We start from the raw sequence: 17,923 nt of genomic DNA on the forward strand, positions 1-17,923 counted from the left end.
TCGACAGACTTATCCGCCGAGGGCTGGGAGTGCCGTGCCGCTGGAACATCTCGCCGTGGTGATGCCCGCATACAACGAAGCGGACGGACTACCCGGGTTCCTGCACGAGATCGTCGAGCAGGTCACTCCGCTCGCGACCCGGGTCAGCCTCGTCGTCGTCGACGACCGATCGACCGACCAGACGGCATCCGTCCTCCGCAGCCTCGAGAACGAACTCGGCGGTCTCGTCGTCGTGCGTGCGCAGGCCAATCGCGGCCACGGCCCGACGGCGCTCGCTGCCTACCGCGCCGGTCTCGCCCTCCAGCCGGATGCTCTCGTGCACGTCGACGGTGACGGCCAGTTTCTCGGCACCGACTTTCCGCGGCTTGTCCGTGCGCTCGAACTCCCCGGAGTGGATGTCGTGCACGGCGTGCGCCAGCACCGCACCGATCCCTGGTTCCGGCGGGTGCTCACCGGTTGTGTCGGTTTTCTTGTCTTCCTCGCCGTCGGCCGCCGGATCCCGGACGTGAACACCCCACTGCGGGCCTACCGCCCTGCGGCGATCGCTCAGCTGCTCCAGCTCGTGTCAGACGATGCGCTCGTTCCTCACGTCCACTTCTCCCTCGCCGAGCGCCGCCTGGGCTTCACCGTGCGGTACGTGAAGGTGGAGAGCATTCCGCGTCGCGGAGCGACCGCGGCCGGAACGATGTGGGGCGAGGCGCACACCGTGCCGAAGCTTCCGCCCCGCCGCCTCCGCGAATTCAGCGCTCAGGCCATCGCCGAGGTGTGGCGGGAGAGTCTCAGGCCGGGCCGCGGCCGCCCATGAGTGAAAACCGGCCGGCGGGGCAACAGGCGCCGGGCAACCAGCTCTGGGCGTCCGTCCTCTTCTGGACGGTGTTGGCGCTCGTCGTCGTCGCACAGATCCTCGTCATCGTTCCTGCATTCACCGTCATGCGGCTGTGGGAAGACGAGGCGTTCAACCTGACGGTGCCGATCAACCTGCTGAACGGGCTCGGCTACACCAGCGACGGAACGCTGTCTGGCAGCCAGTTGTCGCCGTTCGACCCCCGGATCTCCACTGGCCCCGTCGTGCTGCTGCCGATCGCCGCCGTGCTCGCGTTCGGCGCCGATCCGGTGCTCGGGGGTCGTGCGGTGATGCTCGTCTTCTACGTCGCCCTGCTCGTCGGGCTCTGGCTGCTCGGTCGCCGCGTAGGCGGTCGGTGGGCGGCACTCGTCGCGGTCACCGTGCCGCTCGGGCTCAACACCTGGGATTCCGCCTCCCCGATCCAGACCCCGATCGACGTCCTCGGCGAGGTACCGACCGCAGCGCTCGTCGTCTGGGCACTGTATGTCTTCCGTACGAGGCCCTGGCTCGCCGGGCTGCTCGTGGGCCTCGCGCTCGAAACGAAGACGATCGGGCTTCTCGCCGTTCCCGCGATCGCGATCGGCGTGTTCGCCACGGTGCCGGGGCAGTCGTTCTGGCTGCGGGTGCGCCGGGTCGTCGTCTGCGGTCTGTTCGCACTGGTCCCTGTTGCTGCCGTCGAACTGTGGAAACTACTCACCCTCGGGCCGGCCGGCTACGTGCAGGTCACGAAGGAGTTCGGCTGGTTCCTACTGTCCGGCGGCCAGGGAGACAATCGTGTTCCGGTGGGGGAGAAGCTCGTCGGGCTCGTCGACTCCTGGTTCTCGCCGGTGATCCTCCCCGTGCTGTGCGTGGTCGTGTTCGTCGTCGTCGGGATGCTCGGAGCGCTGATCGCCCGTCGGCGGATGCTCCCGGCAACGCCCGCCGTGAACCGCGAACTGGTGATCCTGCTCCTGGTGTGCATCGTCGGACTGGCCACCTGGGTCGGCTGGTGGAGCCTCTCGACGCACCTGCCGGTCTGGATCCGGCATCCGTCCCCCGGCCTCTTCGCCTTCGTGCCCGTTCTGGCGGCGTTCCTGGTGCTCGGCGTGCGCCTGCTCTGGCACGCCAGCGCCGGGAGCGCGCCGCGATCGACCGTGCAGAGGGCGGGCATGCAGCGGGCCGGACTCAGGGTCGGAGCCGTTGCGGCATCCGTTCTGCTCGCGACGACGCTCGCCGTGCAGGTGCGCGGCCACATCGGGATCGCCGACCACGTGCGCTACGGCGAGACGCTCGGAGACCAGCGCACGGCTGCGGCCGCCATCGGTGAACTCGGCGAGCCAACGCTGGCGACGAGTTGGGGTCCTGCGGTGTCGGTGATCATGCTGTCCGGTGCTCGGGCCGCGCTCGTCGACGCGCCAGGCTTCGACGCGACGACTCGGGTCTACGCCAACTACGACCTCACCGACGCGGGTGTTGCGGCGTTCGATGCCGCCCTCGATACGGTCTGCGCCGACCTGCCGGTGCGGGTGGGGCACTACGCCGTCTGCGTGCCCCGCTGACCGTTCCGCGAGAGCGGTGGACGCCGGCCGGGGCAGCGGTACTCCTGCCCGGAAATTATCGGCTATTCTTAGTGAGGCCTTCGGGCCAATCGGGGTGTGGCGCAGCTTGGTAGCGCGCTTCGTTCGGGACGAAGAGGTCGTGGGTTCGAATCCCGCCACCCCGACAGTCAGACCGTTCGGTTCCATCAGGAGCCGGGCGGTCTTTTTGTGCGCGCTGTGCGTGTGCTTGCGCGGCGGCAGTGTGCTGCGTTCGGCAGATGAGGATCGGCGCGGGAGAAGGAGATCGGCGCGAGGGAAGGATGCCGTGGCGGGTGGCATCCTTCTGCCGACGCTTTTTCCTTCTGTCGGGTAGTGGATACGGCGCCGCGCTACGGGCGGAAGGGACCGCGCTACCGGCGGTAGGGGCTGGGCGCTACGGGCGGGCGACCAGGGTCAGCAGCGTCGCCTCCGGGCGGCATGCGAAGCGCACGGGGGCGTAGATGGAGGTGCCGAGCCCGGCGCTGACGTGCAGGAAGGCGGAGCGCAGTGCGTGACGCCAGAGGCTGAGACCCTTGACCTGTTTGCGCGGGATGTCGCAGTTGGTCACGAGCGCACCGTAGCCGGGAACGCAGACCTGCCCGCCGTGGGTGTGACCGGCGAGGATGATGTCGGCGCCGTGGTTCACGAACGAGTTCAGTACCCGCTGGTACGGCGCGTGAACGACACCGACGTGCACGACGTGCTGCAGCCCGGCATCCCGGGTTTCGAGTGACTCGTCGTCCTGCTGGCTGTCGAGGAGCCCGGTGAGCAGGTCGAGGCGGTCGGCTCCGATGTGCGGGTCGTCGACGCCGAAGACATCGAAGCGGGTGTTCTTGACGGTGACACTGCCGACCGCGTTGTTGAGGTTCTGCCAGCCGAGTGCCGTGCCGAAGAACGCGTCGAGGCGCTGGGTGTCGAGGTTGCGTTTGCGCGGCGCTTTCGGGCCCCGGCGTGAGCGAGACGGACCGGAGAAGTACGTGAGCCAGTTCTTGTGCATCGGCCCGAAGTAGTCGTTCGACCCGTGCACGTACACGCCGGGGATGCCGCCGAAATCGGCGAACGCGCGCTCGATCCCGGGGATGCCGTCTTCGTGCCCGAGGTTGTCTCCGGTGTCGACGATGAGGTCAGGCTTCAGGTGCGCGAGGGTGCGCACCCACTCCTGCTTTTTCGTCTGCCACGGCGCCATGTGCAGGTCGCTGAGGTGCAGGATGGTGACGGATGCCGCGCCCTTCGGCAGCACGGGAACGGTCTCGCGTCTCAGCGTGAACAGACGACGCTCGACCAGGGCGCCCCAGGCGAACGCCCCTGCGCCGACGGCGGCCAGGACAATCGCGACCGCTCCGACCCCCCGGCCTCCAGAGAACCCGGTCAATCGCACTTCTGTTTTCTCACGGTGAGGGTGACTTCGTCACCGGTGGCTGCCGCCGTGCCGGGTTCGGGAGTCTGCGCCGTCACTGTGCCGGGTCCGGCCCCGGTCCCATTGTCTGGTTCACAGACAATGGTCACGTTGGCATACCCGGCACCTGCAAGGGTTTCCACCGCCGCATTCGGATCAGCTCCGACGACGTTGGGCACGGCAGCCGCCGGCGTACCGGTTGATGGCTGCAGGGTGATCGTCGACCCGGTGGAGACGGTTGCTCCCGCTCCGGGGTTGGTCGAGGCGACGAGGCCTGCTTCGACGCTCGACGCGACCGGCGCACCGACCTGCGTGCCGAAACCGGCGTTCGCGAGTGCGGCGGTTGCGGCCTCGACCGACTGACCGGCGACATCCGGAACCTGGATCTGCTTGGCCCGGATGAGGGCGTCGTCAGGCGCGGCGAACTGGTCGCCACCGAATTTGTCGATCGCGGTGCGCAGGATGCCCGAGAAGATGCCGAACTTCGCGCTGAAGCCGGTGACCCCCTCGTTCACCACCACGTCGTACATGCTGTCCTTGCCCTCGACGTTGCCGACCCACAGCGAGGTGATCGCGTTGGTTGTTCCGCCGGTGATCCACGAGTGGACGGCGTCGTCAGCTGTACCCGTCTTACCCATCAGCGGTGCTCCGCCGACGGCAGCGCGGGAGGCGGTACCGCCCCCGTCGAACACGGTTTCCATGGCATATGCAGCGGTGTTGGCGACCTCGGGAGTGACGGCCTGTGTGCAGGTGCTCTTCGGCGGTTCGATCTCTTCGCCGTCTGGCCCGACCACCTTGTCGATGGCGATCGGCGTGCAGGAGAGGCCCTCGGCCGCGATACCGGCGATGGCCGTCGCGAGCGACAGTGGGGCGATCTCGTTGGCGCCGAGGAGGGTTGCGGGGAACGTCTCCATCGGATCAGCGTCTGCGCGATGCACACCCAGATCCTTGGCGGTCTGGAAGATCTCACACACGTCGAGCTTCTGCGCCATGGCGATGAAGGCGGTGTTGACGGATCGACGCGTTGCCTCGATCGGGGTGATCTGGCCTGGGCTCGTTCCGTCGTAGTTCTTCGGGGTGTACGGAATGGTCTGGGTGCCGAGGTCGCAGCTGTTGTAGTTCCACTTCGAGAACGTGCGCTTCGACCCGCTGACCGACTCTCGCAGGGAGTGGCCGTTCTTGAGCCAGTCGACGAGGATGAAGGCCTTGAACGTCGAGCCGACCTGGAATCCGCTCGATCCGCCGAAGTCCCTGTCGGTGTTGTAGTTCACCGAGGTGTACGAGTTGTCGGCTTCGGACAGGGCAGCGTTGTTGCTGTAGGTCTTGTTCTGGGCCATCGCGAGGATGCGGCCGGTCTTCGGCTGCACGGTCACCGCCGCCGTTCCGATGTCGGTGTTCTCCATCGACCGCGGAATGTACTTGTCGATCGAGGTCGCCGTTGCGACCTGCAGGTCGTAGTCGAGCGTGGTGTAGACCTGAAGTCCACCGCGCTTGAGGGTGGCAGCGCGCGCTTCGGGGGTGGCGCCGAACGCTTCGTCCTTCTGGATGACCCTGGTCACGTAGTCGCAGAAGAAGGCCATGCTGCTTGCTGTCTGGCATCCGGTGCTGGGCTGCTGGATGTTCGGGGTGATCGGGACGGCGATCGCAGCGGCGTGCTGCTCTTCGGTGATCTTGCCCTCTTCGAGCATCTTGTTGATCACGTAGTCGCGTCGCTCGAGCGTCTTCGCGTATCCGTTCGCGGCGCCGTTGGTCTCGCTGTCAGGCATGTCGATCCGGAGCCTGGACGGGTAGTTCACGATGGCGACGAGGGTTGCGGCCTGTTCCACAGTGAGGTTGGCGGCCGTCACCCCGAAGTAGTACTTCGACGCGGCCTGGATCCCGTAGGTGCGGGCTCCGAAGTTGGCGATGTTGAGGTAGCCGAGGAGGATCTCGTCCTTGCTGTAGTCCTTCTCCACGCCGATGGCGTAGCGCATCTCCTTGAGCTTGCGGCCGGCACCCTCAGCGCCGTCTGACTGGGTCGCGTCGTCGGCGCAGGCCTGGAGTTCCTCGTCGGTGGTCGAGTCGATCTCACACTGCTGGACGAGCACGTTCTTGACGTACTGCTGCGTGATCGACGACCCACCCTGGGTGGCCCCGCCGATGACGTAGGTCTTGAGGATGGCGCGCGTCGTGCCCATGACGTCGATGCCGCCGTGCTCGAAGAAGCGCGGGTCTTCAGCTGCGACCGCGCCGTCCTTCGCGAACTGCGACACCTGGTCCCAGGAGACTTCTTCGCGGTTCTGGTCGAAGAACGAGGCGAGGAGGACGGGCTTGCCGTCGGACGTCTGGGCGAAGATGTTGGTCTTCTCCATCGACTGTCCGACCTTGAGGTAGTCGGGGAGGCCGTCGAACACGCTGATGGCGTTGTTGGCGGTCATGCCGGTGACGGCGAGGGCGGGGGTGACAGCGGCGGTGACGAGAAGTCCGGCTGCTGCGCTCAGGCCGATGAAGCCGAGGAAGCCCCCGAGCACACCTCTAGCCGTGCGTTTTTGTTCAGGCATAAGATCGATATTAAGCGACAAATCTGAAAAACCGCCTTTACCCGCACATACAAGAGGAAAACATGCCCCGCTGGGAGTACATCACCACCCCGTTGATGATCCATAACACCGCCGCCATCCTCAATAACTGGGGCAGTGATGGCTGGGAACTCGTGCAGGTCGTCAACGGCCCGGAAGGCGGCCTCGTCGCCTACCTGAAGCGTCCGCTGGCGGATGCCTGATGTCGCGAATCGCCGACCGACTCACTGAACTGGGGCTCACCCTCCCCGCTGTCGCGGCACCCGTTGCCGCCTACGTTCCCGCCGTGGTGCAGGGAAACCTCGTCTACACCTCAGGGCAGCTGCCGTTCGTGGACGGCGCTCTGCCGGCGACGGGCAAGGTCGGCACCTCCGTCCCGGCCGAGGACGCCCAGGCCTACGCGGCGACGTGTGTTCTCAACGCGCTCGCGGCCGCCGAGAGCGTGATCGGCTCACTCGACCGGGTCACCCAGGTCGTGAAGGTGACCGGCTTCGTGGCATCCGACCCGTCGTTCACCGGTCAGCCTGGAGTGATCAACGGTGCATCGGTGCTGCTCGGCGAGATCTTCGGCGAGTCGGGCGTCCACGCCCGGTCGGCGGTCGGCGTTGCGGTTCTGCCGCTCGATGCGCCGGTCGAGGTGGAGCTGGTGCTCGCGTTCGCGTAGCGCTCACGCCTCACGTCCTCGGCTCCAGATCAGGAGAAAGGCGCGAGAGAAGGATGCCGCACGGTAGTTCGTCCTTCCCTCGCGCTTTTTTCCTTCTCGCGCGCCGACTATCGCCGCGGTCTCGGGATTCGATCCCGTCGATGGCGCCCCTCCACATGGGCATCGACGACACCCGGTTACTCACAAGAGCCGCGGCCAGATCCTCCCCGTCTCGACGGAGGTCAGAATCTGCTCATGGATCTCGAAAGCTGGCTCAATTCCCGCGACGGGATAGCGCACCGGGCGGATGCCGTGGAAGCCGGATATACGCGCTATCGAATCGCAGCTGCGGTCTCGGCTGGCCGCGTGCGTGTGGCTCGTCGACATTGGCTGTACACACGGGGCTGCCCGGCGGACCTCGTCACCGTCGCGGCCGCAGGAGGACGGTTGACCTGCGTCAGCGAGACCCGGCGCCTCGGACTGTGGACGATCTCAGACGGGCGACTTCATGTCTCTGTCGCCCCCAACGCAGCCCTCTGCAGCGATCCGTCCAGGCGTCTCCACTGGAGCGCCGGACCGGTGCCGGTCGGCCCCCGCCACATTGCAGAGCCGCTCGGCAATGTGCTTGCCCACGTCGCCGACTGCCAGCCGTTTGAACGCGCGGTGGTCGTTTTCGAGTCCGCGCTTCGAACAAAGAAGGTCGTCCATGAAGAGCTGTCCCGGTATGTGTCACGCTCGGCCGCGTTTCGGCTTCTGATCGATGCCACCGGCATCCTCTCGGATTCGGGCATCGAGTCTCTGCCGAAAGAGCGCTTGCGCCGAATCGGTATCGAGATGCGTCAGCAGGTCGTCATCGATGGGCACCCGGTCGATGGCGTCATCGGTTCGCGACTTCTGTTGCAAGTGGATGGTTTCGGCCCCCACTCCGCGGCGGAACGTCGCCGTCGCGATCTGCGGCAGGACGCCCGGCTCACCCTGATGGGCTACACCGTTCTTCGGTTCGACTACACCCAGATCATGTTCGACTGGCCGTTCGTCGAAGCGACGATTCTCGCCGCAATGGCGCAGGGGCTCCACCTCGCAGCCTGACAGGTTCACTGTGACTCGAGAGAAGGAGATAGCTCCGAGAGAAGGACGGAAGCCCCTTCTGCATCCTTCTCTCGTGGCTATTTCCTTGTGTCAGGTTGAGCCGTTCGCAAGCTTGCGTTCGGGGCTACTTCGCCGTCACCTGCCCGGTGATGATCTGCATGACCGTGGTGTCGGCCAGCGTCGTCGTGTCGCCGACCTCGCGCCCCTCGGCGACATCGCGCAACAGGCGCCGCATGATCTTGCCCGACCGCGTCTTCGGGAGTTCGTTGACAACGAAGACGTCGCGGGGGCGCGCGATCGGGCCGATCTGCTCGCCCACGTGCGAGCGCAGGACAGCGGCGATGTCTTCCACCGCAGCCGATTCCTCGAGCATGCTCTCCTTGATGATGACGAACGCTACGACGGCCTGGCCGGTGGTGTCGTCGTGCGCACCGACGACCGCCGCCTCTGCGGTGAACGGATGCGCAACGAGCGCCGACTCGATCTCGGCCGTCGACAGGCGGTGACCCGAGATGTTCATCACATCGTCGACCCGCCCGAGCAGCCAGATGTCGCCTTCGTGGTCGAGACGGGCTCCGTCGCCGGCGAAGTACTTGTCACCGAACTTCTCCCAGTACGTCTCCTTGAAACGCTCCGGGTCGCCCCAGATGCCGCGGAGCATCGACGGCCACGGTTCGGTCACCACGAGCAACCCGCCGTTTCCGGTGCCCACGTGGTTGCCCTCGTCGTCGACGACGTCGACGTTGATGCCGGGGATCGCGACCTGCGCGCTCCCGGGCTTCGTCTCCGTGACCCCGGGGAGGGCCGAGATCATGATGGCGCCGGTCTCGGTCTGCCACCAGGTGTCGACGATCGGCGCGAGCTTGTTGCCGATGACCTTGCGGTACCACATCCACGCTTCGGGGTTGATCGGTTCTCCGACCGAGCCGAGCAGTCGGATCGACGACAGGTCGAACTTTCCGAGGATCTTGCGACCCAGCTTCATGAACGAACGGATGGCGGTCGGTGCGGTGTAGAAGATCGACACCTTGTACTTCTCGATGATCTCCCACCACCGGCCCGGGTGCGGAGTGTCAGGGGTGCCCTCGTAGAGCACCTGGGTGGCACCGTTCGCGAGCGGACCGTAGACGACGTAGCTGTGGCCGGTGATCCAGCCGACGTCTGCGGTGCACCAGTAGACATCCGTCTCGGGCTTGAGGTCGAACACCACCTTGTGGGTGAAGGTGCTCTGGGTCAGGTATCCACCTGACGTGTGCAGGATGCCCTTCGGCTTTCCGGTGGTCCCCGAGGTGTAGAGGATGAACAGCGGACTCTCGGCCGGGAACGACTGTGCGACGTGCTCGGCATCCGCCTTCGCCATCTCGTCGTGCCACCACAGGTCGCGGTCGTTCCAGGCGACCTCGTTCCCGCCGCGCCGAACCACGAGTACGTTCGTCACGGTCTCCTGCGGGCCGAGGTCTCCGCGGGCTTCGAGCGCGGCATCCACAGCCGGCTTCAGCGCTGAAACCTTGCCCTTGCGCCATCCGCCGTCTGCGGTGATGACCAGTTTTGCGCTCGCGTCGTCGACCCGGGAACGGATGCTGTCGGCGCTGAAACCTCCGAAGATGACGGAGTGCACCGCCCCGAGCCGCGCGACGGCGAGCATCGCAACGACCGCTTCAGGGATCATCGGCAGGTAGATGGCGACACGGTCACCCTCACCGATGCCGAGTCCGGCGAGCACGTTCGCTGCGCGCTTGACCTCGGATGTCAGTTCCGCATACGTGACGGCGCGGCTGTCGCCCTGCTCGCCCTCCCAATACAGCGCAACCCGGTCGCCGTTGCCTGCCTCGACGTGCCGGTCGAGGCAGTTGTACGCGACGTTGAGGCGACCGTCGTCGAACCACTTCGCAAACGGAGGGTTCGACCAGTCAAGCGTGCGCGTGAAGGGTGTCTCCCAGTGCAGGAGTTCACGCGACTGCTTGGCCCAGAACTCCAGCCGATCGGATTTCGCCTCGTCGTAGAGCGCTTCGGTCGCCACCGCATTGCGGGCGAATTCCTCTGTCGCAGGAAACTTGCGGTGTTCGTGCAGGAGATTATCGATCTGGGTATTCATCTTGTGGCTTCTCGCTCCTTCGCGATCGGTTCACGGGGTCACCCCTGTGTGACTTCTACAGACTGTACTCCGATCCTCTCACCCCCTTTCGTGGTGCGTAGGACGGCCCGAAAGCACGTTTTTCGGGCGGTCCACTCTTTGGGGGACTCGCCGAGGCTGCGAAGGTGTTGCGCCGCCGCTGTTTCCGCGTACACTTGGCCACGGCCGAATTCTTAATTCGTGCGTGCGACGTACAGATTCCCCCCAATCGAGCGTCGCGTGTGGCGGCATCCATTCCCCCCAATGGGTGTCGCCCTCTAACTTTTCGAGATCCCCGTCGGCGTCGAGGGTGCCACGTGCGCCCCTCAACAGGGCCTTCCCTGAACACTCGATCCCACGGATGCCGCCAGCGGCATGTTCCGCAGTGCCCGGTCGCCTAGCGTCACGGCATGACCGATCGTTTCGTGGCGGAACCCCAACTCGCTCTGGCCGGGAGCGTCGCGAGACGCGGGCGAATCCTCTCGACGCGGGCGGCGGCCCCTGCACAGGCAAAGCCAGCCGATGCGCGCCTGGCGCGGATGCGCACGGCAGCCGAGTTCGGCCCGCTCGCGCCGTATCTCATGAGCGACGACGTCACCGATCTCTTCGTCAACGGCGACGGCGGGCTCTGGGTCGACCGCGGATCAGGCCTTGATCGTGATCCTGCCTGGACGATGACCGAACGGTCGCTCCGGGAACTGGCCGTTCGCCTCATTGCGCTGGGTGGACGCCACGTCGACGAGGCGACGCCCTGCGTCGACGTGCGGTTGCACGGCGGAGTACGGATCCATGTCGTGCTCCCTCCGGTCTCGGTCTGCGGCACGCTCCTCAGCATCCGAGTGCCGCAGGTGCGCCGGTTTCGCCTGGCCGAACTCGCCGAGGCCGGCCTGTTCGGGGTCGACCCTGCGCCGGGCCTTGCCCGTCTGGCGACGGCAGTGACCGAGCGGACGAACCTGCTCGTCACTGGCGCCGGGGGTTCGGGCAAGACCACCCTGCTCGGTGCCCTGCTCGCCGAGGCTCCGCCGGGGGAGCGGATCGTCGCGATCGAGGACGTCGCTGAACTCGGAGTGGAGCATCCGCACTTCGTCTCGCTGGAGTCGCGCCAGGCGAACCTCGAGGGCGCAGGGGCGATCGGTCTCGAACGGCTGCTGCGCGAGGCGTTGCGGATGCGGCCCGATCGGCTGGTCGTCGGGGAGTGCAGGGGTGCTGAGGTACGTGAACTGCTGGCGGCGTTGAACACCGGCCACGATGGAGGTGCTGGCACGTTGCATGCCAACTCGGTCAGGGACGTCCCCGCCCGGATCGAAGCGCTCGGCGCTCTCGCCGGGATGACACCGGATGCTGTCGCCCGCCAGACGGTCAGCGCCATCGGTCTCGTGATCCATCTCGAACGACACGAGGGGGTCAGGCGGCTGACCCAGTACGGTCGGTTCGAGCTCGACGCACAGGGCCGTCTGGCGATCCGGGCGGAGTCGGCGGCGTCATGATCGCCACGCCGCCGATCGAGAGGGTGGCCGCGATCACCGAACGGCTCGCCGTGCTGATCGCCGGGGGTGTGCCGCCGCCAGCAGCCTGGGCGTACCTGGCGGGAGGGGCACGACGTCGCTCTCCGCCGACGCTCGATGACCGGGTGGTCGCGGCCGCGACGGACGCGGCACTGAACGGCGCAAGCATCGCCGATGCGATCGCTGATCGCGCGAGGGCCGGCGCGATTCGCCGGTCCGGTCGTCGTTCACCGGCCTCCCCTGAGGCGGATGCCTGGCTCTCGGTCGCGGCGGCCTGGGAGGTGGCGATCGGGACGGGGGCGCCGCTCGCCGGGTGTCTGAAGGACCTCGCGCGGTCGCAGCGGGCGCTCGGCCAGGCGCAACGCGACATCGAGGCGGCCCTTGCCGGTCCGCGGGCGACGTCGCGACTGGTGATGCTGTTGCCTGCTGTCGGGCTGGTGTTCGGGTTGTTGCTCGGCTTCGACACCATCGGCACGCTGTTCGGGACCGTGCCAGGCCTCGCCTGCCTGACGGTCGCCGTCCTTCTCGTGCTGGCGGCCTGGCGGTGGTCGACTGCGATGGTCAGACGGTCCATCCCGCCATCGAGCGCGCCCGGGTTGGCCGTCGACCTGACATCGATAGCCATGTCGTCTGGGGCATCCGTCCCCCGTGCGCTGAGCGTGGTGGAGGCGGCGCTCTCCGCCTATCGTCCGGTTGCGGAGACGGTCGCGGCCGATGACCGCGCCGCGATCGACCGGGTGCTCGCCCTGTCGCAGTCAGCGGGCGTTCCCGCTGCCGAGCTCCTGCGGGGCGAAGCGGATCAGGCGCGACGAGACGCCCGCTCCGCCGCGCAACTCGGGGCGGCTTCGCTCGCGGCGAGGCTGATGCTGCCGCTCGGTCTCTGCATCCTCCCGGCGTTCATGCTTGTCGGGGTCGCGCCGCTGATGATGAGCGTGTTGTCCTCCACCGTGCGGGGAATCGGATGATATTCCCCCAGTTTCCGAATGTTCCGTCCGCACGCCGGCTGACCGGGCACGATGACAGTACTCGCGCCACGACAGCGCATCCGCGGATGCAGAAAGAGAGAAGGACGACATGGCGCGAATTCGGGAACACGTGACCAGGCTGGGGCAGCGGTTGTCGGACGACTCCGGTGCGGCGACAGCCGAATACGCGATCGCGACGATGGCCGCGGTGGGTTTCGCCGGGTTGCTCGTCGTGATCATGCGCAGCGACGAGGTCCGGGGGATTCTCACCGACCTCGTACGTCGGGCGCTCACGGTGAACGGCTGATCATGCGGGTCAGCCGCGCAAGGTTCGGTGGCGGTTCCGTTCGGGCGGGCCGCCGCCGGGCACGCCCGAAAGGGCGATGGACCCGCGCCGGTCCGGAGGCAGGGCTTCCAGCTGATGATCGATTCGAACATCCGGCGGGTCGTCGAGCGGAGCATCCGGCCGAACGCGACGGCGGAAGTGCCGCTGCCGAGTTCGCGGTCGCCGTTCCGGCGGTCATCCTCGTCCTGGCGTGTTGCCTCGGGGCGGTTCAGGTTGCGTCACAGCAGGTGCGTCTGGCGGATGCCGCCGCGGATGCCGCCCGCACGCTCGCCCGTGGCGATTCAGCCGGGGTGGCAGCGGCTCGGGTGAGTCGGGCTGTTCCGACGGCGTCGATGAGCCGCTCGACGGAGGGAGACTTCGTCTGCGTTCTGCTCAGCGCGCCGGCCGGCATCGGCCCGGCAGGCCTGGCAGGGGTGCGGGTGCAGGCGTCCAGCTGCGCGCTCGCCGGTGGGTTGTGAGCCGCAGGCGGAGGGAATCAGCCCTCAGGCGACGGGAAAGGACACAGATGGCCGGGGAACATCACCAGGCGTGCTCCGAGCGCGGGTCCGGCTCCGTACTCGCCGTCGCCCTCGTCGCGGCCGTGCTGCTCCTGACCGGGCTCGCGCTCCCGCTCAACGCGGCGCTGACCACGCGGCAGCTCACGGCCAACGCGGCAGACGCTGCGGCGCTCGCCGCCGCTGACACGGCATCCGGTCTCGTTCCCGGCTCGCCATGCACCAACGCAGCGCGAGCGGCCAGGCTCAACGGGGCTGACCTCGGTGAGTGCTCCGTCGACGGGGTGGAGGTCAGGGTGACCGCGTCGAGAACAGTGCTCGGCGTGGTCGTCACGATGGCGGCGCGTGCCGGACCGCCCCAAAACGAAGGGAGTGGTTAGTCGCCGTCGAAGTTCGTCGTCAGGTAGCGGTAGTTCACCGCGCTCGGGCGGTCCGAGTCCTCCGACTCGAATTCCTGACCCGAGGTTCGCGCATAGACATAGGTCTTCCCGCCCTGCGCGGCGATGTCGACGGTGGGCCGAGGCTCACCAGACTCGGAGAAGTCCGCCGACAGGGTCTTGCCCTCAAGCGGCCCGTCGGTGAGCTTCGCTGTGTACGTGGTCGTCGTTGATGCGCTCATAGCCCCCATTCTGCTCTTTCCTGCCGCCTTATCAAGAGGGGAACGCGGTTGTGACGCCGCACGCTGATTAGGTGGACACCGGGAAAGGGTGTGTATGGTGTGCACGACGAAGGGAGTCGGGTGCCAGGCACAAAAAAGCTGGTCATTGTAGAGTCGCCGACCAAAATGAAGTCGATCGCCGGGTATCTGGGCGACGGCTATGAGGTTCTCAGCTCGGTCGGACACATCCGTGACCTTGCCGAGCCCAAGAACCTCCCGGCTGAACTCAAGAAGGGCGCCCTCGGCAAGTTCGCGGTCGACGTCGAGAATGACTTCGAACCGTACTACGTGGTTTCCGACAACAAGAAGAAGACGGTGGCAGAGCTCAAGCGGGCTCTGAAGAACGCCGACGAACTCCTGCTCGCGACTGATGAGGACCGCGAAGGCGAGGCGATCGCCTGGCACTTGCTGCAGGTGCTCCAGCCGAAGGTCCCCGTCAAACGCATGGTCTTCCACGAGATCACCAAAGACGCGATCCTCGCCGCCAAAGACAACACCCGCGACCTCGACGTCGCGCTCGTCGACGCTCAGGAAACCCGACGCATCCTCGACCGTATCTATGGGTACGAGATCTCCCCGGTGCTCTGGCGCAAAGTGGGTCCCAGCCTCTCGGCCGGCCGCGTGCAGTCCGCCGCGACCCGTCTCATCGTCGATCGTGAGCGGGAACGTCTTGCGTTCACCGCCGCTTCCTACTGGGACCTCACCGCCCAGGCCGCGCCTGACGCAGACGCCACCCACTTCGAGTCGCGCCTCGTCCGACTCGACGGCCAGCGGATCGCCACCGGACGTGACTTCGACGACACCGGAAAACTCACCGGCAAGGCCGTACCGCTCGACGAGCAGCGCGCTCAGACGATCGCCGCCGCTCTCGCCGACCCTGCAGCATCCGCCGTCGTGTCGAAGGTCGAGTCGAAGCCGTACTCGCGCCGCCCCGCAGCCCCGTTCACCACGTCGACCCTGCAGCAGGAAGCAGCCCGCAAGCTGCGGTTCTCGGCACGGCAGACGATGAGCGTCGCCCAGTCGCTCTACGAAAACGGGTACATCACCTATATGCGTACCGACTCGCCTTCGCTCTCGGGCCAGGCGATCAAGGCGGCACGCGACCAGGCGACGGCGCTCTACGGTGCCGAGACGATCCCGGACAAGCCGCGGCTCTACTCCGGCAAGAACAAGAGCGCGCAGGAAGCCCACGAGGCCATCCGCCCGTCCGGTGACACCTTCCGTACGCCGTCGTCGCTGACCGGCAGCCTGCGCGGCCAGGACTTCAAGCTCTACGAACTGATCTGGAAGCGCACCGTCGCCAGCCAGATGGCCGACGCCAAGGGTCAGACCGCGACGGTCACGATCGAGGCTCAGGCAGGCGACACGCTCGCCGAGCTGACGGCATCCGGAACCGTCATCACGTTCCGTGGGTTCCTGCACGCATACGAAGAGGGCCAGGACGAAGAACGCAACGCGAGCGACAACGCTGCCCGCGAAGCCAAGCTGCCGCCACTGACCCAGGGTCAGAAACTGCAGCTCACCGACGTCGAAGCGAAGGGCCACGAGACGTCGCCGCCCCCGCGGTACACGGAGGCAAGCCTCGTCAAGACGCTAGAAGAGCTGGGCATCGGTCGCCCGTCGACCTACGCGCAGACGATCGCGACGATCACCGACCGGGGTTATGTCACCGCCCGCGGACAGGCGCTCATCCCGTCGTGGATTGCGTTCAGCGTTGTCCGTCTGCTCGAAGAGCACTTCAACGATCTCATCCAGTACGACTTCACCGCCGAGATGGAAGAGGACCTCGACCGCATCGCCGGTGGCGAGCAGGACCGCACCGAATGGCTCAAGTCCTTCTATTACGGTGGCGGTGACCACCGCGGTCTGCGCACCGTCGTCGACAACCTCGGCGAGATCGACGCGCGAGAGATCAACTCGATGCGCCTCAGCGATACGGTGACGATCCGGATCGGCAAGTACGGCCCCTACCTCGAAGTGACGGATGCCTCGGCGCCCCCACAGGCAGACGGCGAACCCGCCGTTCCCCGCCGGATCAACATCCCCGAAGACCTCGCCCCTGACGAGCTCACCCTCGCCAAGGCGCAGGAACTCATCGACGCCCCCGTGCTCACCGACCGCGTCATCGGCGTGAACCCGGAGAACAACAAGGAAATCGTCGCGAAGGACGGCCGGTTCGGTCCATACGTGACCGAGCTCGAACCAGAGGTCTCCGAGGAGCCGGCCGTCGACCTCGCCACCGGTGAGGTGACGGATGCCCCCAGGAAAAAGGCGCCGGCGAAGAAGAAAGCCGCAGCGGTGAAGCCGCGGACGGCATCCCTCTTCAAATCGATGGCTCTCGATCAGATCGACCTCGACACCGCGCTCAAACTCCTGTCGCTGCCCCGCGTCGTCGGTGCCGACCCGGAATCCGGTGAAGAGATCACGGCCCAGAACGGCCGTTTCGGCCCGTACCTGAAAAAGGGAACGGACTCGCGTTCGCTCGAGAACGAAGACCAGATCTTCGACATCGAACTGCCAGGAGCGCTCGAGATCTTCGCGCAGCCGAAGTACGGAAACCGCCGTGCGTCGAGTGCGCTCAAGGAGTTCGAGGCCGACCCGGTCAGTGGCAAGCCGATCAAGGTGAAAGACGGCCGTTTCGGCCCGTACGTCACTGACGGCGAGACCAACGCGACCATTCCCAAGGCCGAATCGGTTGAGGACGTCGACTTCGACCGCGCTGTTCAGCTGCTCGCCGACAAGCGTGCGAAGGGACCTGCCGCTCCGCGCAAGAAGGCCCCGGCCAAGAAGCCGGCTGCGAAGAAGCCCGCCGCGAAGAAGCCGGCCGCGAAAAAGCCTGCTGCGAAGAAGCCGACCGCTGCTGCCGCGAAGAAGGCAGCGACGGCGAAGACGGGTGTCTCAGCGGCGACAGCCACGAAACCTGCAGCGCGCAAACCGGCCGCGAAGCCGACCCCGGCGGAGTAGTGGCTGAGGCGTACCCCGGACTGTTCATCACCCTCGAGGGTGGTGACGGTTCGGGAAAATCCACCCAGGCGGCCGGACTCGAGTCGTGGCTGCGGGAGCAGGGCCGTGAGGTCATCCGCACCCGCGAACCCGGTGGCACCGAGGTGGGTGTGGAGATCCGCGAAATCGTGTTGCACCACCGTGGTGACATCGCGCCGCGGGCCGAGGCTCTGCTCTACGCCGCCGACCGTGCGCATCACATCGCGACGAAGGTCCGGCCGGCTCTCGAACGCGGCGACGTGGTCATCCAGGACCGTTACCTCGACTCATCCGTCGCCTACCAGGGTGCCGGGCGCGACCTCGGCATGGACGAGGTCCGCGACCTTTCGATGTGGGCGACCGGCGGGCTCCTGCCCGACCTGACGATCCTGCTCGACCTCGACGAAAGCGCGGCCAGGCTGCGACTCGATTCGGCGCGCACCCGTTTCGACCGGCTCGAGAACGAGGCCGCGACCTTCCACCGCCGAGTGCGGGAGGTCTACCTCGACCTCGCCGCTGCCGAACCGGAACGTTTTCTCGTGCTCGACGCAACGGATGCGGTCGCGACGCTCGCCGCGAGCATCCGTTCGCGGGTAGCCTCGCTGCTGTAGACGGCACCGGCTGCTGCAGCACCAGCTCCTGCAACCCGCTGTTCTGACTGCAAATTCAGGAGATTCTCGCGACCCGCCGTGGTGGGAGCGCTCCCATACGGCGTGGCGGCACGAAACTCCTGAATTTGCAGCAATCTCCTGAATTTGTGGTCCGCACCGAAGC

At 66.7% G+C, this 17,923-nt stretch carries 16 protein-coding genes and 1 tRNA gene; 13 read left to right on the top strand and 4 right to left on the bottom strand.

Annotation, left to right across the window (positions count from 1 at the left end):
- Window positions 1-34: 34 nt before the first annotated feature.
- The 3 genes from IWX78_RS11990 (at window position 35) to IWX78_RS12000 (ending at window position 2,546) form a co-directional block, all read left to right on the top strand.
- Window positions 35-805 (top strand): glycosyltransferase family 2 protein, encoded by a 771-nt coding sequence (locus tag IWX78_RS11990; protein ID WP_196833779.1) that lies wholly within the window; start codon window positions 35-37, stop codon window positions 803-805.
- Window positions 802-2,382 (top strand): glycosyltransferase family 39 protein, encoded by a 1,581-nt coding sequence (locus IWX78_RS11995; protein ID WP_196833780.1) that lies wholly within the window; start codon window positions 802-804, stop codon window positions 2,380-2,382. Before IWX78_RS11990 ends, IWX78_RS11995 begins: the two co-directional genes overlap by 4 nt.
- A gap of 90 nt (window positions 2,383-2,472) precedes the next feature.
- A tRNA-Pro gene (locus tag IWX78_RS12000) sits at window positions 2,473-2,546 on the top strand.
- A 248-nt stretch (window positions 2,547-2,794) separates the two neighbouring features.
- On the opposite strand, the gene IWX78_RS12005 is transcribed toward IWX78_RS12000, so the two are convergent.
- The gene (locus IWX78_RS12005) at window positions 2,795-3,772 is read right to left on the bottom strand and encodes a metallophosphoesterase (RefSeq protein WP_334684712.1); all 978 of its coding nucleotides are present in this window, start codon (window positions 3,770-3,772) and stop codon (window positions 2,795-2,797) included.
- Window positions 3,769-6,336 (bottom strand): transglycosylase domain-containing protein, encoded by a 2,568-nt coding sequence (locus tag IWX78_RS12010; RefSeq protein WP_196833781.1) that lies wholly within the window; start codon window positions 6,334-6,336, stop codon window positions 3,769-3,771. The genes IWX78_RS12005 and IWX78_RS12010 overlap by 4 nt, the downstream gene beginning before the upstream one ends.
- A gap of 62 nt (window positions 6,337-6,398) precedes the next feature.
- On the opposite strand from IWX78_RS12010, the gene IWX78_RS12015 reads away from it, so the two are divergent.
- From IWX78_RS12015 to IWX78_RS12025, 3 genes are all read left to right on the top strand, one after another.
- Entirely contained in the window at window positions 6,399-6,557 is a 159-nt protein-coding gene (locus tag IWX78_RS12015) for a hypothetical protein (RefSeq protein ID WP_177216662.1), read from the top strand.
- Complete coding sequence (locus IWX78_RS12020) at window positions 6,557-7,018, top strand: RidA family protein (protein WP_196833782.1); 462 nt, start codon at window positions 6,557-6,559, stop codon at window positions 7,016-7,018. Before IWX78_RS12015 ends, IWX78_RS12020 begins: the two co-directional genes overlap by 1 nt.
- Before the next feature lie 234 nt (window positions 7,019-7,252).
- Window positions 7,253-8,086 (top strand): endonuclease domain-containing protein, encoded by an 834-nt coding sequence (locus IWX78_RS12025; protein WP_196833783.1) that lies wholly within the window; start codon window positions 7,253-7,255, stop codon window positions 8,084-8,086.
- 124 nt (window positions 8,087-8,210) lie between these two features.
- On the opposite strand, the gene acs is transcribed toward IWX78_RS12025, so the two are convergent.
- On the bottom strand, window positions 8,211-10,181 hold the full coding sequence (gene acs / locus IWX78_RS12030; RefSeq protein ID WP_196833784.1) for an acetate--CoA ligase: 1,971 nt from the start codon (window positions 10,179-10,181) through the stop codon (window positions 8,211-8,213).
- Between the two features lie 428 nt (window positions 10,182-10,609).
- On the opposite strand from acs, the gene IWX78_RS12035 reads away from it, so the two are divergent.
- The 5 genes from IWX78_RS12035 (at window position 10,610) to IWX78_RS12055 (ending at window position 13,889) form a co-directional block, all read left to right on the top strand.
- Window positions 10,610-11,686, top strand: a complete 1,077-nt coding sequence (locus tag IWX78_RS12035; protein WP_196833785.1) for a TadA family conjugal transfer-associated ATPase — start codon at window positions 10,610-10,612, stop codon at window positions 11,684-11,686.
- The gene (locus IWX78_RS12040) at window positions 11,683-12,669 is read left to right on the top strand and encodes a type II secretion system F family protein (RefSeq protein WP_196833786.1); all 987 of its coding nucleotides are present in this window, start codon (window positions 11,683-11,685) and stop codon (window positions 12,667-12,669) included. Before IWX78_RS12035 ends, IWX78_RS12040 begins: the two co-directional genes overlap by 4 nt.
- A 109-nt stretch (window positions 12,670-12,778) precedes the next feature.
- Entirely contained in the window at window positions 12,779-12,976 is a 198-nt protein-coding gene (locus IWX78_RS12045; RefSeq protein ID WP_196833787.1) for a DUF4244 domain-containing protein, read from the top strand.
- 2 nt (window positions 12,977-12,978) lie between these two features.
- On the top strand, window positions 12,979-13,473 hold the full coding sequence (locus IWX78_RS12050) for a TadE family type IV pilus minor pilin (RefSeq protein ID WP_196833788.1): 495 nt from the start codon (window positions 12,979-12,981) through the stop codon (window positions 13,471-13,473).
- Window positions 13,474-13,520: 47 nt separating this feature from the next.
- Window positions 13,521-13,889, top strand: coding sequence for an Rv3654c family TadE-like protein (locus IWX78_RS12055; RefSeq protein ID WP_196833789.1), 369 nt, complete (start codon window positions 13,521-13,523; stop codon window positions 13,887-13,889).
- Here IWX78_RS12055 and IWX78_RS12060 read toward each other — a convergent pair.
- A complete protein-coding gene (locus tag IWX78_RS12060) occupies window positions 13,886-14,128 on the bottom strand; it encodes a hypothetical protein (RefSeq protein ID WP_196833790.1) in 243 nt (80 codons plus the stop codon). The two genes, IWX78_RS12055 and IWX78_RS12060, sit on opposite strands and share 4 nt — an antisense overlap.
- 120 nt (window positions 14,129-14,248) lie before the next feature.
- On the opposite strand from IWX78_RS12060, the gene topA reads away from it, so the two are divergent.
- Both topA and tmk read left to right on the top strand, forming a co-directional pair.
- Entirely contained in the window at window positions 14,249-17,131 is a 2,883-nt protein-coding gene (gene topA, locus IWX78_RS12065; RefSeq protein ID WP_196833791.1) for a type I DNA topoisomerase, read from the top strand.
- A complete protein-coding gene (tmk, locus tag IWX78_RS12070; protein ID WP_196833792.1) occupies window positions 17,131-17,760 on the top strand; it encodes a dTMP kinase in 630 nt (209 codons plus the stop codon). Before topA ends, tmk begins: the two co-directional genes overlap by 1 nt.
- Window positions 17,761-17,923: the final 163 nt, after the last annotated feature.

The organism is Mycetocola sp. CAN_C7, assembly GCF_015752285.1.
Taxonomy (GTDB): domain Bacteria; phylum Actinomycetota; class Actinomycetes; order Actinomycetales; family Microbacteriaceae; genus Mycetocola_A.

Coding starts and splice junctions, on each gene's coding strand:
- IWX78_RS11995 (WP_196833780.1), top strand. CDS start 802: ATGAGTGAAAACCGGCCGGCGGGGCAACAGGCGCCGGGCAACCAGCTC.
- IWX78_RS12010 (WP_196833781.1), bottom strand. CDS start 6,336: ATGCCTGAACAAAAACGCACGGCTAGAGGTGTGCTCGGGGGCTTCCTC.
- IWX78_RS12015 (WP_177216662.1), top strand. CDS start 6,399: ATGCCCCGCTGGGAGTACATCACCACCCCGTTGATGATCCATAACACC.
- IWX78_RS12020 (WP_196833782.1), top strand. CDS start 6,557: ATGTCGCGAATCGCCGACCGACTCACTGAACTGGGGCTCACCCTCCCC.
- IWX78_RS12025 (WP_196833783.1), top strand. CDS start 7,253: ATGGATCTCGAAAGCTGGCTCAATTCCCGCGACGGGATAGCGCACCGG.
- acs (WP_196833784.1), bottom strand. CDS start 10,181: ATGAATACCCAGATCGATAATCTCCTGCACGAACACCGCAAGTTTCCT.
- IWX78_RS12035 (WP_196833785.1), top strand. CDS start 10,610: ATGACCGATCGTTTCGTGGCGGAACCCCAACTCGCTCTGGCCGGGAGC.
- IWX78_RS12040 (WP_196833786.1), top strand. CDS start 11,683: ATGATCGCCACGCCGCCGATCGAGAGGGTGGCCGCGATCACCGAACGG.
- IWX78_RS12045 (WP_196833787.1), top strand. CDS start 12,779: ATGGCGCGAATTCGGGAACACGTGACCAGGCTGGGGCAGCGGTTGTCG.
- IWX78_RS12050 (WP_196833788.1), top strand. CDS start 12,979: ATGCGGGTCAGCCGCGCAAGGTTCGGTGGCGGTTCCGTTCGGGCGGGC.
- IWX78_RS12055 (WP_196833789.1), top strand. CDS start 13,521: ATGGCCGGGGAACATCACCAGGCGTGCTCCGAGCGCGGGTCCGGCTCC.
- IWX78_RS12060 (WP_196833790.1), bottom strand. CDS start 14,128: ATGAGCGCATCAACGACGACCACGTACACAGCGAAGCTCACCGACGGG.